We start from the raw sequence: 14,029 nt of genomic DNA, 5'->3' as shown, positions 1-14,029 counted from the left end.
GCCCAGCCCACATAAGATCGCAAAGCGGGAGGTATCGCACTTCGGCGGCGACCGCCACTGCTCCGCGGACCCGAGAAAACCCCCGTATGCCCGATCGGCCCGGGGTGGGAGGGGCCGCCCTGCGACAGGAGCGGCTCCGTGCCGGAACGGTGGATCAGGAAGCGGCGCCCGAGGCGTGGTGGACGGCCTCCACCGTGCATATCCGCGGGTCGAAGGACTCCGCCAGGGCGGCGGCCTGCGTCATGTGCTCCTGGGCCGCCGGATCGGCCAGCATCGCCCGGAAGTGCGCCTCGCTCTCCCACTGGGCGTAGTTGACGACCCGTTCGCCGTCCGTGCTGGCATGGAGGTTCGCCGAGAGGAAGCCCGGACGGTCCCGCATCGTCTCCTCGGTGGCCCGGCTCAGCAGCGCCACCAGCTCCGCCTGCCGCTCGGGCCGCACGGTGAACACATTGATCAGCGTGGCGATCCCGCTACCGGCCTCGATCTTCGTTGTCTGCGTCATGCCCCCCAGTCTGCCGCCGACCACTGACAACGCCGCCGCCGAGCGGGCCGGGCCGCCGGCCGGGACGCGAGACGGCGCCGCCGCGACGGGCCGGAGCGGCGCCCCGGGAACGACTAAGGGGCGCCCCTCACGCGGAGGGGCGCCCCTTCATGTCGTGCCGGAGTCCCGGCGGCCGGCGTTACCCGGCGGCAGGCGTCAGCGCCTGGCGCGGTCCGTCAGCGCTTCGCGCGGGAAGCCGTGCGGCCGCGCTCCTTCTGGTCCAGGACGACCTTGCGGATGCGCACGGCCTCCGGGGTGACCTCGACGCACTCGTCGTCGCGGCAGAACTCCAGGGACTGCTCCAGGGAGAGCTTGCGCGGCGGGACGATCGCCTCGAAGGAGTCGGCGGAGGAGGAGCGCATGTTGGTGAGCTTCTTCTCCTTGGTGATGTTGACGTCCATGTCGTCGGCGCGGGAGTTCTCGCCGACGATCATGCCCTCGTACACCTCGGTGCCGGGGTCGGTGAAGAGCACCCCGCGCTCCTGGAGGTTGGTCATCGCGAAGGCGGTGACGGCACCGGCGCGGTCGGCGACCAGCGAGCCGTTGTTGCGGGTCTTCAGCTCGCCGAACCACGGCTCGTGGCCCTCGTGGATGGAGTGCGCGATACCGGTGCCGCGGGTGTTGGTCAGGAACTCGGTACGGAAACCGATCAGACCGCGGGACGGGACGATGAACTCCATGCGGACCCAGCCGGAGCCGTGGTTGGACATGTTGTCCATCCGGCCCTTGCGGGTGCCCATGAGCTGGGTGACGGCGCCCATGTGCTCCTCGGGCACGTCGATGGTGATGCGCTCGATCGGCTCGTAGGTCTTGCCGTCGACCTGCTTGGTGACCACCTGCGGCTTGCCGATGGTCATCTCGAAGCCCTCGCGGCGCATCTGCTCGACCAGGATGGCCAGCGCCAGCTCACCGCGGCCCTGCACCTCCCAGGCGTCGGGGCGCTCGGTGTCCAGCACGCGCAGCGAGACGTTACCGATCAGCTCGCGCTCCAGGCGGTCCTTGACCTGGCGGGCGGTGACCTTGCGGTCCTTGACCGCGGACTTGGCGTCCGCGCCCTTGCCGGTGCCGCCGCGGCCGACCAGCGGGGAGGTGTTGGTGCCGATGGTCATCGAGATCGCGGGCTCGTCGACCGTGATCAGCGGCAGCGCGATCGGGTTCTCCGGGTCGGCCAGGGTCTCGCCGATCATGATGTCGGGGATACCCGCGACCGCGCAGATGTCACCGGGGCCGGCCTTCTCGGCGGGCTTGCGGGTGAGCGCCTCGGTCATCATCAGCTCGGTGATGCGGACGCTGGTGGTGGTGCCGTCGCGCTTGATCCAGGCGACGGTCTGCCCCTTCTGCAGCTCGCCCTGCTCGACCCGGAGCAGCGCGATACGGCCGAGGAAGTTGTCCGCGTCGAGGTTGGTGACGTGCGCCTGCAGCGGAGCGCTCTCGTCGTACTCGGGGGCCGGGACGTGCTCCAGCAGCGTGGAGAAGAACGGCTCCAGGTTGGTGCTGTCGTTCGGGACCGTGCCGTCCTCGGGCTTGGTCAGCGAGGCGACGCCGTCGCGGGCGCAGGCGTAGACGATCGGGAACTCGATCTGGTCCTCGTCCGCGTCCAGGTCCAGGAACAGGTCGTAGGTCTCGTTGACGACCTCGTCGATCCGGGAGTCGGGACGGTCGGTCTTGTTGATGCACAGGATGACCGGCATCCGGGCCGCGAGGGCCTTGCGGAGCACGAAGCGGGTCTGCGGCAGCGGACCCTCGGAGGCGTCGACCAGCAGGACGACCGCGTCGACCATCGACAGACCGCGCTCGACCTCGCCACCGAAGTCGGCGTGGCCGGGGGTGTCGATGATGTTGATCGTGATCGGGTCCCCGCCGTCCTTGGGGTGATACTTCACCGCCGTGTTCTTGGCGAGGATCGTGATGCCCTTCTCACGCTCCAGGTCGTTGGAGTCCATCATCCGGTCGTCGAGCTTCTCGGCGGCGTGCTCGGCGAACGAACCGGCCTGCTTGAGCATGCCGTCGACGAGGGTGGTCTTTCCGTGGTCGACGTGGGCGACGATGGCTACGTTACGAATGTCGTGACGGGTGGGCATACTGGCGGCGCTTCTCCCGGAATCGTGGATGGCGACGCGTCCATCCGGTACGCGCGCCCGCCGGGCATCTCAGCACGCCACGGCCTCACCCCATGGTACGTGGCTGCGGCGGCACCGGCCGCCGCAGCCCGTCCATACCAGCTCTGGCCTGCGTTTTCCTTCCCTTTTGGGGCTCCGGTGAGACCTCCTGGGGTCCCTTACCTCGTGTAGCCGATGTCCTGGAAGCGGGGGGTGGCGAAGCCGAAGGCGCCGACGTTGGCGAGCGTCTTCTTCGTGGCCACCAGCTCGGGCCGCTGGTAGAGCGGAATCGACCCGGCGGCCGCCCAGATCCGGGCGTCGGCCTGCGCGACCAGGGTGCGCGCCGAGCCCTCGTCCAGCTCGGAGGAGGCCTGGTCGAAGAGCTGGTCGATGTGGTCGGTGCCGACCCGGGTGTAGTTCTGCTCGACGGTCAGCGAGCCGTCGGGCGCGGGCTGCGGCTTGGCGTAGATCGGGCGGGCGTCGGTCGCCGGGTAGGCGGTGCCGGGCCAGGAGTACAGCGCCAGGTCGTAGTCGCCGGAGGCGATGTGGTCCTGGAAGTAGCTGGCGTCGGAGACCCGCTGGACGGAGGTCTGCACGCCGATCTTGGCGAGCATCTCGGAGATCCGCCGGCCGACGGTCCGCAGTTGCGCGGAGGCGGCGCCGTCGGGCACCACGAAGCGCAGGGTCAGCGGCCTGCCGTTCTTCTTGACGGCGGCGGCCCGGGCCGGCCGGTCACCGGCCGGCTGCGGTGCGGCGGCCGCGGACCGCTCGGCGGCGGCGTGCCGGGCGCCGGGGTGCCCGCCGGAACCCGGCAGGTGCGGGGCCTGGCCGGTCTCGATCATCTCGGCGGCGCCCAGTGCCCGCGCCGCGCGCTTCTTGTAGCTCCGGTACTTGGCGTACGCCGCCGACTCGGTGTCGCCGTCCGCCGCCCGCTTCTCACCGGCGGCCGCCTGCTTGTAGAACGAGGCGCTCTGCCGCAGCAGGGCGGACTGCTGGACCTCCGAGCCGACCGCGCCGGTGAAGGACAGCGGGGCCTCGGCGGCGGCGGGCCGGGCGTCCGCGCCGTGCTCGCCCACGGCCGTGCGGCCGCGGCCGGACCGCGCCGGGTTGCGGTCGTCGGCGCCGTCGTCGTACCCGCCCCGGTCGTCGGCCCCGTCGCCCGCGGACTCGTCCCCGTACGGGTCGCCGTCGTAGCGGTCGTCGGAGCCGGGTGCGGGGGCGCCCGCGTTCTGGCCGGCCTGCTGCCGGTCGCTGCCGTCGCTCTTCCAGCCGGCGTCCGCGAGCAGCGCCTTGGCCGCCCCGGTGTCCTGGCCGCCGAGGGCGTCGCTGTGGTCCTCGTAGCCGGTCTGCCCGGCCATCAGCAGGTGGCTGCCGAGCGGCCGGGAGGGCAGGTCGAGCGGCTTGAGGACGGTGTCCGCGAGCACCTGCCGGTCGAGGGCGCGGGCCACCGCCCGGCGCACCCGGTCATCGGCCAGCGGCCCGCTGCTGCCGTTGAGGGCGAGCTGGGTGTAGGCGGGCTCCAGCGCCTTGCGGACGGTGTAGCCGCGCAGCACCGTGTCCTGCGCGGCGACGCCCTTGGCGTCTGCCTTGGCGCCGTCGCCCAGCGGTCCCGCGTTGCCGTCGCCGGGCTTGTGGGACGGGGCGCCGGAGGCCGCGCGCCGGGCGGAGGCGACCCGCTTCGCGGCGATCTGGTCGACCGCGGCGACATCGACGCTCCCGTCGGCCAGCGCCGCGGCCCGCTTGTCACCGGGCAGCGACTCCAGCACGATCTTCTTGAGCTTGGCGCGGTCGCCCCACCACTCCGGGTTGCGGACGAGGGTGACGCGCCCCTCCTCGGTGTCCCGCTTCTGGACCCGGAACGGGCCCGCGACGACCTTGAGTTGCTCGCGCGCGCCCTCGTTGAAGGCGTCGGCGTTGCCCATCACGCTCTTGGGATAGAGCGGGGTGAACAGGGACCGCCAGTCGGCGTAGGGCCGGGCGAAGGTGACCTTCACCTCGTGGGCGCCCGCGCCCTGTTCGACCTTGCCGATCCGGTCGTAGCCGGCGTTGCGGGCGGTCCAGAACGCGTTGTTCTTGCCGCGCAGCGCGTTCCACTGGGCGATGAAGTCGGCGGCGGTGATCGCCGATCCGTCGCTCCACCGCGCCTTGGGATTGATCTTGTAGGTGACGACCTGCTTGGGGTCGCGGGCGCTGACGTCCGCGGCGTCGAGGTAGTCGGCGTTGCGCTGCGGCCGGCCGTTCGCGTCGAGGGTGAACATGCTGGGCAGCACCGCGCCGGCGATCCGCGCGGTGGTCGTGTCGGCGTCGGACTGGAAGGCGTTGAGGGTGCCGGGCATCGCGTCGATGGCCCAGCGCAGGGTGCCGCCGTCCTTCAGCTCGCCGCGCGGCGCCGGGGCGATGTCCTGGGACGCCGAGACCGACGCCTCCCGTTCATCGCTGCTGCATCCGGTCAGGGCCGGCAGCGGGAGCAGCGCCCCCGCCGCGATGAGCGCGGCGCAACGGCGTCTGCGGTCCGCCGCGCGGCGGCCTGAGAGGGGGTGGTCGTGGTCGGTCATGACGGTTACCTCCGGGCTCACCCGCGCCGCGCCGAGCACCGCCTGGGCCTGACCGGCGCACCACGTTCGGCCGAGTTTGCGGCTCATCACATCTATGGCACCCCCACTGAAGGCGACCGCGCCCGGACCGGCCGCCCGACACGACGGCCACCACCCCAAGGCCACCCGCCCGGCCCAACATCCCGGGCCCCGGCGGGGTCACGGGGACCTCACCCCGGCAGACCCCGGCGGCGCGCGGCGCGCCCGTGTCCGTATCGGCGTTCGAGGGGTGCCGGGGTGCGCCGTTGCCGAAACGCACCGGTTCGAGTCGTAATCACGCACACCCCCTTCCCAACCCCTACTGTGACGCGCGACACTCTCGGGCGCATGAGATCGCCCACCACACCTTCAGAAGTGAGGGCACGTCATATGTCCCTTAAGGATGATCTGACGGCGGTTGAACGCAGCCTGGACCATCTCGCCCGGTCGGTGGGGAAGCTGGAGGCGCAACTCGGCGCCGGCCTGGACATCCGCCGGGTCCGCAGCGACACGGACCATCTGCGCGAGAGTCTCGGCCTGCTCAAGCAGAGCGCGGCGGCCGGCGGGCCGCGGCGCCAGGTGGCGGCCACCGTCGAGATGGTGTCGATCTCCGACGCCCCCTACAACTCCGCGCTGTGGACCGACGCGGAGGACGAGGGCCTGGGCTCCAGGAACGGCCACGCGCCCTGAGCGGCCGTGGCACGAGCACCGCCGTCCGCCCCTCATCCCGTCCCGCCCCGCCCCGGCCGCGCGCCTCGATTCGCCGCCCGGACGGAGCGCCCTTCACGGAGACCGACGTTGGCCACTGGCACCGAACCCACCTCGCAGACCGGCGCGACCGGTGTGCACTCCGCCTCGCGCGCCGCCATCCCCGCCCGCCATCTGCGCACCGACCGCTGGTGGCTGGCCCCGGCCTGCACCGCCGCCGGGCTGCTCGCGTTCATCGTCTACTCGACCTGGCGGGCGTTCGCGAACGCCGACTACTACCACGCGCCCTATGTCTCGCCGTTCTACTCGCCGTGCCTGGCGGAGAACTGCCACACCATGCGCGGCGGCCCCAACTGGGAGCTGTTCGGCAGCTGGTGGGGCCTGTCCCCCGCGCTGCTCATCCTGATCTTCCCGCTGGGCTTCCGGCTGACCTGCTACTACTACCGCAAGGCCTACTACCGCGGTTTCTGGGCGTCGCCGCCGGCCTGCGCGGTCGCCGAGCCGCACAAGAAGTACACCGGTGAGACCCGCTTCCCGCTGATCCTGCAGAACATCCACCGCTACTTCTTCTACTTCGCGGTGCTGGTCGCCGGCGTGCTGACCTACGACACCGCGCTGACCTTCCGCGACGAGAACTACGCCTGGGGCCACATGGGCCTGGGCACCCTGATCTTCCTCGCCAACATCGTGCTGATCTGGGCGTACACCCTCTCCTGCCACTCCTGCCGGCACATCGTCGGCGGCCGGCTGCGGCACTTCTCCCAGCACCCGGTGCGCTACCGGCTGTGGGGCTGGGTCGGCAAGCTCAACGCGCGCCACATGCTGCTGGCGTGGTCCTCGCTGATCAGCGTGGCCGCCGCGGACTTCTATGTCTTCCTGCTGGCCAGCGGCGCGATCACCGATCCGCGCTTCTTCTGACGCGCGCCCCTCTCCTTCTCCTTGCGCAACAGCAACTCCTTTGACAGTTCATCTACGGAAAGGTGTGCCCCGCGATGGCGCATGTGGACCGGCAGGCATGGGACGTGGTCGTGGTGGGCGCGGGCGGCGCCGGACTGCGCGCCGCCATCGAGGCCCGCGAGGCCGGCATGCGCACGGCCGTGATCTGCAAGTCCCTGTTCGGCAAGGCCCATACGGTGATGGCCGAGGGCGGGATCGCCGCCAGCATGGGGAACGCCAACGCGCACGACAACTGGCAGGTCCACTTCCGGGACACCATGCGCGGCGGCAAGTTCCTCAACCACTGGCGGATGGCCGAACTCCACGCCCGGGAGGCCCCGGACCGGGTCTGGGAGCTGGAGACCTGGGGCGCGCTCTTCGACCGCACCGCGGACGGCCGGATCTCCCAGCGGAACTTCGGCGGCCACGAGTACCCGCGGCTGGCGCACGTCGGCGACCGTACGGGCCTGGAGCTGATCCGCACCCTCCAGCAGAAGATCGTGGCGCTCCAGCAGGAGGACGAGCGGGAACTGGGCGCGTACGACGCACGGTTGAAGGTCTTCCAGGAGTGCACGGTCACCCGGATCCTCAAGGAGCCGGGCGGCCCGGGCGCGGGCTCCGGGAAGGTCGCCGGCGCCTTCTGCTACGAGCGGGAGTCCGGCCGCTTCTTCGTCCTGGAGGCCCCGGCGGTCGTGCTGGCCACCGGCGGCATCGGCAAGTCGTTCAAGGTGACCTCCAACTCCTGGGAGTACACCGGTGACGGCCACGCGCTGGCGCTGCTGGCCGGGGCGCCGCTGATCAACATGGAGTTCGTGCAGTTCCACCCCACCGGCATGGTCTGGCCGCCGTCGGTCAAGGGCATCCTCGTCACCGAGTCGGTCCGCGGCGACGGCGGGGTGCTGCGCAACAGCGACGGCAAGCGCTTCATGTTCGACTACATCCCGGACGTCTTCAAGGAGAAGTACGCGGAGACCGAGGAGGAGGGCGACGGCTGGTACGAGGATCCCGAACGCCACCGCCGCCCGCCCGAACTCCTCCCCCGCGACGAGGTCGCCCGCGCCATCAACGCCGAGGTCAAGGCGGGCCGCGGCTCCCCGCACGGCGGCGTCTACCTGGACGTCTCCACCCGGATGCCGGCCGAGGTCATCGAGCGCCGGCTGCCCTCGATGCACCACCAGTTCAAGGAGCTGGCGGATGTGGACATCACCGTCGAGCCGATGGAGGTCGGCCCGACCTGCCACTACGTGATGGGCGGGGTGGAGGTCGACCCGGACACCGCGGCGGCGACCGGCGTCCCCGGGCTGTTCGCGGCCGGCGAGGTGGCCGGCGGCATGCACGGCTCCAACCGCCTGGGCGGCAACTCGCTGTCCGACCTGCTGGTCTTCGGCCGCCGCGCGGGGCTGCACGCCGCCGAGTACGCGGCCTCGCTCGACCGGCGGCCGGCCGTCGACCCGCTCCAGATCGACGCGGCGGAGGCGGAGGCGCTGCGCCCCTTCAGCGCCGAGGGCGGGCAGGACGCCGGCGAGGGCCGCGGGGAGGACGCCGGCCGGGAGACGGGCCCGGCGGAGAACCCGTACACCCTGCACCAGGAGCTCCAGCAGGCGATGAACGACCTGGTCGGCATCATCCGCAAGGAGAGCGAGATGTTCGAGGCGCTCAAGCGGCTGGCCGATCTGCGGGTGCGGGCCCGCCGGGCCGGCGTCGAGGGCCACCGGCAGTACAACCCCGGCTGGCACCTCTCCCTCGACCTGCGGAACATGCTGCTGGTCAGCGAGTGCGTGGCGCGGGCGGCGCTGGAGCGCGAGGAGAGCCGCGGCGGCCACACCCGCGACGACCATCCGGCGATGGACCGCGGCTGGCGCAACATCAACCTGGTCTGCGAGGTCGCCCACCCGCAGGGCGAGGCGCGCACCGCGGACCCGGCGCTGGGCCAGATCCGGCTCTCCCGGCGCGAGACCCCGCCGATCCGCCGCGATCTGCTGGAGTTGTTCGAGAAGGACGAGCTGGCGAAGTATCTGACGGACGAGGAGCTGAGCCGGTGAGCGTGTCGCAGGAAGAGCAGAAGTCGGGGGCCTACCAGGCGCACTTCCGGGTGTGGCGGGGCGACGAGCACGACGGCGACCTGGCGGACTACACGGTCGAGGTGCACGAGGGCGAGGTGGTGCTCGACATCATCCACCGCCTCCAGGCGACCCAGGCCCCCGATCTCGCGGTGCGCTGGAACTGCAAGGCGGGCAAGTGCGGTTCGTGCAGCGCGGAGATCAACGGCCGGCCGCGGCTGATGTGCATGACCCGGATGTCGGTCTTCGACCGCGCGGAGACCCTCACGATCACGCCGATGCGGGCCTTCCCGGTCGTCCGCGACCTGGTCACGGACGTGTCCTTCAACTACACCAAGGCCCGGGAGATCCCGGCGTTCGTGCCGCCCGCGGAGCTGGCCCCCGGCGAGTACCGCATGCAGCAGGAGGACGTGGGACGGTCCCAGGAGTTCCGCAAGTGCATCGAGTGCTTCCTGTGCCAGGACACCTGCCATGTGGTGCGTGACCACGAGGAGAACAAGACCGCGTTCGCCGGTCCGCGCTTCCTGATGCGCATCGCCGAGCTCGACATGCACCCGCTGGACGCGGCACCGGCCTCGGGCCTGGACCGCAAGGCCACCGCGCAGGACGAGCACGGGCTGGGCTACTGCAACATCACCAAGTGCTGCACCGAGGTCTGCCCCGAGCACATCAAGATCACCGACAATGCGCTGATCCCGCTCAAGGAGCGGGCCGCGGACCGCAAGTACGACCCGCTGGTCTGGCTCGGCAACAAGATCCGGCGCCGCGGCGAGTGAGCGGCGGGGCGGGACCCGGGCGCACCGCCCCGGTCCCGCCCCGTCCCCTCAGAACATGCTCAGCAGCGCTTCCGCCGGGTCCACCGCGGGCGACTCCCCGTCGGGCAGCGCGAGTTCGAACCACACCGTCTTGCCGCGCGGGGTGCGCCGGCTGCCCCAGCCCTCGCTGAGCAGGCCGACCAGCTGCAGCCCGCGGCCGCCCTCGTCGGTGTCCCGGGCCCGGCGCCGGCGCGGCTGGGCCAGATCGGCGTCCCAGACCTCGCAGACCAGGGTGCGGTCCAGCAGCAGCCGCAGCCGGATCTCGCCGTGGCCGTGCCGCAGTGCGTTCGTCACCAGCTCGCTGACCAGCAGCTCGGTGGTGTCGACGAGGCCCTGCAGGCCCCAGTCCGTGAGCTGGTCGCGGGCCAGCTCGCGGGCGCGGGCCACCGAGCGGGGCTCCGGCGCCAGATTCCAGTCGCCCACCGCGTCCTTGGGCAGCCCCTGCACCCGTGCCATCAGCAGCGCGATGTCGTCCTCGCCGTGCGAGGTGTCCATCGCGCTCAGCACGTGGTCGCAGGCGTCCTCCAGCGGACGGTCGGCGCCCGACAGGGCCCGGCGGAAGGCCTGCAGCCCCTCGTCCAGCGGATGGTCGCGGGACTCCACCAGGCCGTCGGTGTAGAGCGCCAGCAGCGCGCCGTCCGGCAGCTCGACCTCGATCTCCTCGAACGGCTCGCCGCCCACGCCGAGCGGCATCCCCGGGGGCACGTCGAGCAGCAGCGCGTCCTCGCCGTCCTCGACCAGCACCGGCGGCAGATGCCCGGCGTTGGCGAACGTGCAGCGCCGGGTGATCGGGTCGTAGACGGCGTAGACGCAGGTGGCGAGGTAGACCTCGGAGAGATCGGCGGTCCGCGCCGAGCGCCCCGGCTCGGCGCCCTCCGGGGCCCCGGACCGGCCGCGGGCGCCACGGGCGGTGGACCGGCCCTCGCCGTCGCCGCCGAGCCCGCGGGCGATCTCGTCCAGCGCCGAGAGCACCTCGGCGGGCTCCAGGTCCAGCAGCGCCAGGGTCCGCACGGCGGTGCGCAGCTCCCCCATGGCGACCGCGGCGCGCAGTCCGCGGCCCATCACGTCGCCGACCACCAGCGCGGTGCGGTGGCCGGGGAGTTCGATGACGTCGAACCAGTCGCCGCCGACCTCGGTCGCGGTGGTGCCGGGCAGATAGCGGCAGGCGATGTCCAGGCCGGCCGCCTCGGGGTCGCCGGGCGGCAGCAGGCTGCGCTGCAATATCAGCGCGCGCTCGTGCTCGCGGCGGTAGAGGCGGGCGTTGTCGATGCAGACGGCGGCGCGCGCGGCCAGCTCCACGGCGAGCGCGGTGTCCCGCTCGCCGAACGGCTCGCTGCCCTTGGTGCGGGAGAACTGCACCAGCCCGACGACGGTGTCCCGGGCGACCATCGGAACGGCGAGGGTGGACTGCACCACCGCGCCGAACTCCGGCCCCCCGTCGTCGCTCTCCCGGCCCGGGATGATCTGCGCGTGGCCGGTCCGCAGGGCGCCCGCGCAGGGGGAGTTGAAGGGGTAGCGGTGGACGGCGCCGACCGCGACCGGGCCCGGGGTGGCGCCGGGAGCGGTGGCGAGCGGGGCGTCCGAGACGGCGCTGGCGAAGGCGACCCGGCGCAGCTCCGCGCTGCCGTCGCTCATGCCGGGCGGGGCCTCGTCGCCGGCCAGCAGCCCCTGGTAGAGGTCCACCGAGGCCAGGTCGCAGAACTGCGGGACGGCGACGTCCAGGAGGGTGCGGGCGGTGGTCTCCAGGTCGAGGGAGTTGCCTATCCGGGCGCCGGCCTCGTTGAGCAGCGCGAGGTTGCGGCGGGCGTTGGCGGCCTCCCGCTCGGCACGGCGCCGGCCGGTCACGTCGGCGGCGAGCGCCGCGACGCCGATCGGCCGGCCGCTGGCGCCGTGCAGCCGGTAGAGCGACACCGACCAGCGGCGGCGGTCGCCCTCGCCGCCCGGCAGGCCGATCAGTTGCATCTCGGCGACCGGCTCGCCGGTGTCCAGGACGCGGCGCAGGGCGGCGGTCATCCGCTCGGCCTCGGTGCGCGGCAGGAAGTCGTGCGGGCCGCAGCCGCGGTACTTGCTGGCCGGGCCGCCGAAGACGGTGGCGAAGCGTTCGTTGACCCGCAGCAGCTTCAGGTCCGTGCCGAACAGGGTGAAGCCGATGGGAGATTGACCGAAAACGGCCTGCGAGGCGGCGAGATCGGTCTCGATGCCGCGCAGCGCCCGGACGTCGACGACCAGGCAGACCGCAGCACGCTCACCGTCCTCGTTGCGCGAGGGCATCACATAGATCTCGGCGAGTCCGTCGGTCGCGCCGTCCGCTTCCCTGCGGTAGGGCACCAGGCCGGTCCACTCCCGGCCGTCGAGTATCTCGGACACCTTGCGGTGGCCGGTGTCGCGCAACTCGCCGGGGACGAAGGCCTCCACGGGGTCCTTGCCGAGGGCGTAGCGGGCGGGGATGCCGAGCATCTGCGCGGCCCGCTCGCTCCACTGGTCGATCCGGCCGTCGGGACCGAGCGAGAAGGAGGCCACGCGGATGTAGTCGTAGATCGATCCGGGCCGGCTGCTCTGCCATACGGGCGCGCCCGCCGGCTCGCCCGCGCGCGGGCGGCCGGCCGGGTCCCCCGGGCGGTCCGCACCGCCCTGACCCCCGCTCTGTGCGGGTTCTTCCCCGCCAGATGACATCTCGCTCACGAGCCCCGTCCCCTCCAGCTCATCGTGCCCGGACCGGACCCGCCTGAGTATCCAGCACCTCGGCAATCCGGAACACGGTCTTCACGATCACAGCACAGTCTCGATCGCAGGCCATCGACAGAATGTCGATGAAATGGCAACGATCAGGACTTCATCTGTCTCCTAACCAGCCACCGACAGCTCGAACCACACAGTCTTGCCACTCTTTCCACGCCGGGTCCCCCAGCGCCGCGAACTGCACGCGACCAGCTGCAATCCTCGGCCCCCCTCGTCGTCGGGCGCGGCGTCGCGCTCCCGCGGCGGGTCGGGCAGCGGATCGGAGACCTCGACGAGCAGCCCGCCGGTGGTCAGCAGCACCATGCGGACCCCGATCGGCCCGCTGGCATGGCGCAGCGAGTTGGTGACGAGCTCGCTCACGAGTAGTACGGCCATGTCGGCGGCGCCGTTCAATCCCCAGTCGTCCAGCACCCGGCGGACCACGGTGCGGGCGGTGCGCACGGCACCGGGATCGGCGGGGAAGCTCCATTCGGCGGTGGGGGAACCGGTGGCCTTGCCGCGCCTGCGGGCATTGCCGGAGACCGGCTCCGGGACCTCTGCCGCTGCGCTCTCGCTCACGCCGATCACATCCCAGCCCGATGACTCCCCCGTCACATTCCACGGATGGAAGGGGTCATTCAGGACATACCCGATATCCCGCGCGAAGTACCGCATGCGGCGGTGCACTGTGCCGTAAATGAAACATATCGGCGCACTCGGCCGGGGCGCCGAGAAGGGCTGCCACAGGCGCGGGAGCGGCCCGGGGCGCACGGGTGCGCGCGGCGGGCCGGACGGGCGGTGCGGGGGCGGCCAGGGCCCGACGGCGGGGCACTACGGGCGCGCCGGGGCGGCGGGCGGCACCCCGTTCTTCGCAGCCAGTCTGCGCATCACCTCGGCGACCGCGGGGCGGTCCTGATCCAGCCAGTCGACCTGGCTCTCCTCGCCGGGCCGCAGCCAGCGCAGCTCGTCGTGGTCCTCCAGGGGCTGCGGCACCCCGGACACCAGCCGGGCCGTCCACACCTGCAGGACATAGCCGGGCCGCAGCACCCACTCCCCCGGAATCCGGTCCAGGACCGCGGCCTCGACCCCCAGCTCCTCGCGCAGCTCACGCTCCAGCGCCCGCTCGGGGGTTTCGTCGTCCTCCACCTTGCCGCCGGGCAGCTCCCAGCGGCCGGCCAGCGCGGGCGGCGCGCTGCGCCGGGCGGCCAGCAGCCGCCCGCGCTCGCACACCGCTCCGCCCACCACTACGCGCACGGTCGTCATGCGCGGCAGCCTACGTCCCCCGCCCCCGTCCCGCCTGCCGCTCGCGAGCTCTCAGGTGGCCGCCCGATCGGCCTTCTCGACCACGTAAAGCTGCTGGTGGCCGCGTGTGCCAAGCCGGTCGGCCACCCGCTCCGCCTCCGCTCGGGTGGCATAGCGGCCCACGCGATAGCGGTTGCCGCCTTCGTCCTGGCGGATGACGAGCCAGGGGAGCACCGCTCCGCCGTCGGTCATTGCGCCCCTCCGTCCGCCGCGTGGCGCTCCCTTGCGCGCCCCTGGTCCGCTGATGCCGAAATCGCAATCCGCATATGCCCGAGCC

The 14,029-nt window shown here is 72.3% G+C and carries 11 protein-coding genes; 4 read left to right on the top strand and 7 right to left on the bottom strand.

All coding sequences use genetic code 11. The features are described from left to right. Positions 1-154: 154 nt before the first annotated feature. From IEY78_RS10365 to IEY78_RS10355, 3 genes are all read right to left on the bottom strand, one after another. Positions 155-502: a putative quinol monooxygenase gene (locus IEY78_RS10365; RefSeq protein ID WP_189097335.1), complete on the bottom strand. Its 348-nt coding sequence runs from the start codon at positions 500-502 to the stop codon at positions 155-157. Between the two features lie 215 nt (positions 503-717). Beyond that, positions 718-2,622, bottom strand: a complete 1,905-nt coding sequence (gene typA, locus IEY78_RS10360; RefSeq protein WP_189097334.1) for a translational GTPase TypA — start codon at positions 2,620-2,622, stop codon at positions 718-720. A gap of 197 nt (positions 2,623-2,819) precedes the next feature. After that, the gene (locus IEY78_RS10355) at positions 2,820-5,195 is read right to left on the bottom strand and encodes an ABC transporter family substrate-binding protein (protein ID WP_189097391.1); all 2,376 of its coding nucleotides are present in this window, start codon (positions 5,193-5,195) and stop codon (positions 2,820-2,822) included. A gap of 408 nt (positions 5,196-5,603) precedes the next feature. Between IEY78_RS10355 and IEY78_RS10350 the strand changes: the two genes are divergently transcribed. From IEY78_RS10350 to IEY78_RS10335, 4 genes are all read left to right on the top strand, one after another. Then, positions 5,604-5,903, top strand: a complete 300-nt coding sequence (locus IEY78_RS10350) for an Rv0250c family protein (protein WP_189097333.1) — start codon at positions 5,604-5,606, stop codon at positions 5,901-5,903. Between the two features lie 108 nt (positions 5,904-6,011). Beyond that, positions 6,012-6,839, top strand: coding sequence for a succinate dehydrogenase subunit SdhC (gene sdhC, locus IEY78_RS10345; RefSeq protein WP_189097332.1), 828 nt, complete (start codon positions 6,012-6,014; stop codon positions 6,837-6,839). Between the two features lie 74 nt (positions 6,840-6,913). Further along, positions 6,914-8,899 carry a fumarate reductase/succinate dehydrogenase flavoprotein subunit gene (locus tag IEY78_RS10340; RefSeq protein ID WP_189097331.1) on the top strand — a complete coding sequence of 662 codons (1,986 nt, stop codon included), beginning with the start codon at positions 6,914-6,916 and terminating at the stop codon, positions 8,897-8,899. Next, complete coding sequence (locus IEY78_RS10335; RefSeq protein WP_189097330.1) at positions 8,896-9,693, top strand: succinate dehydrogenase/fumarate reductase iron-sulfur subunit; 798 nt, start codon at positions 8,896-8,898, stop codon at positions 9,691-9,693. Before IEY78_RS10340 ends, IEY78_RS10335 begins: the two co-directional genes overlap by 4 nt. 48 nt (positions 9,694-9,741) lie before the next feature. Here IEY78_RS10335 and IEY78_RS10330 read toward each other — a convergent pair whose 3' ends face one another. The 4 genes from IEY78_RS10330 to IEY78_RS10315 form a co-directional block, all read right to left on the bottom strand. Then, positions 9,742-12,405, bottom strand: coding sequence for a SpoIIE family protein phosphatase (locus IEY78_RS10330; RefSeq protein ID WP_229699845.1), 2,664 nt, complete (start codon positions 12,403-12,405; stop codon positions 9,742-9,744). Positions 12,406-12,576: 171 nt separating this feature from the next. Further along, entirely contained in the window at positions 12,577-13,038 is a 462-nt protein-coding gene (locus tag IEY78_RS10325) for an ATP-binding protein (RefSeq protein WP_189097389.1), read from the bottom strand. Between the two features lie 243 nt (positions 13,039-13,281). Next, positions 13,282-13,713, bottom strand: coding sequence for a (deoxy)nucleoside triphosphate pyrophosphohydrolase (locus IEY78_RS10320; RefSeq protein ID WP_189097329.1), 432 nt, complete (start codon positions 13,711-13,713; stop codon positions 13,282-13,284). A gap of 51 nt (positions 13,714-13,764) precedes the next feature. After that, complete coding sequence (locus IEY78_RS10315) at positions 13,765-13,944, bottom strand: SPOR domain-containing protein (RefSeq protein WP_189097328.1); 180 nt, start codon at positions 13,942-13,944, stop codon at positions 13,765-13,767. Between the last annotated feature and the right edge of the window lie 85 nt (positions 13,945-14,029).

The organism is Streptomyces kronopolitis, assembly GCF_014646275.1.
Taxonomy (GTDB): domain Bacteria; phylum Actinomycetota; class Actinomycetes; order Streptomycetales; family Streptomycetaceae; genus Streptomyces; species Streptomyces kronopolitis.
This window is presented reverse-complemented; position numbering and strand designations above follow the sequence as displayed.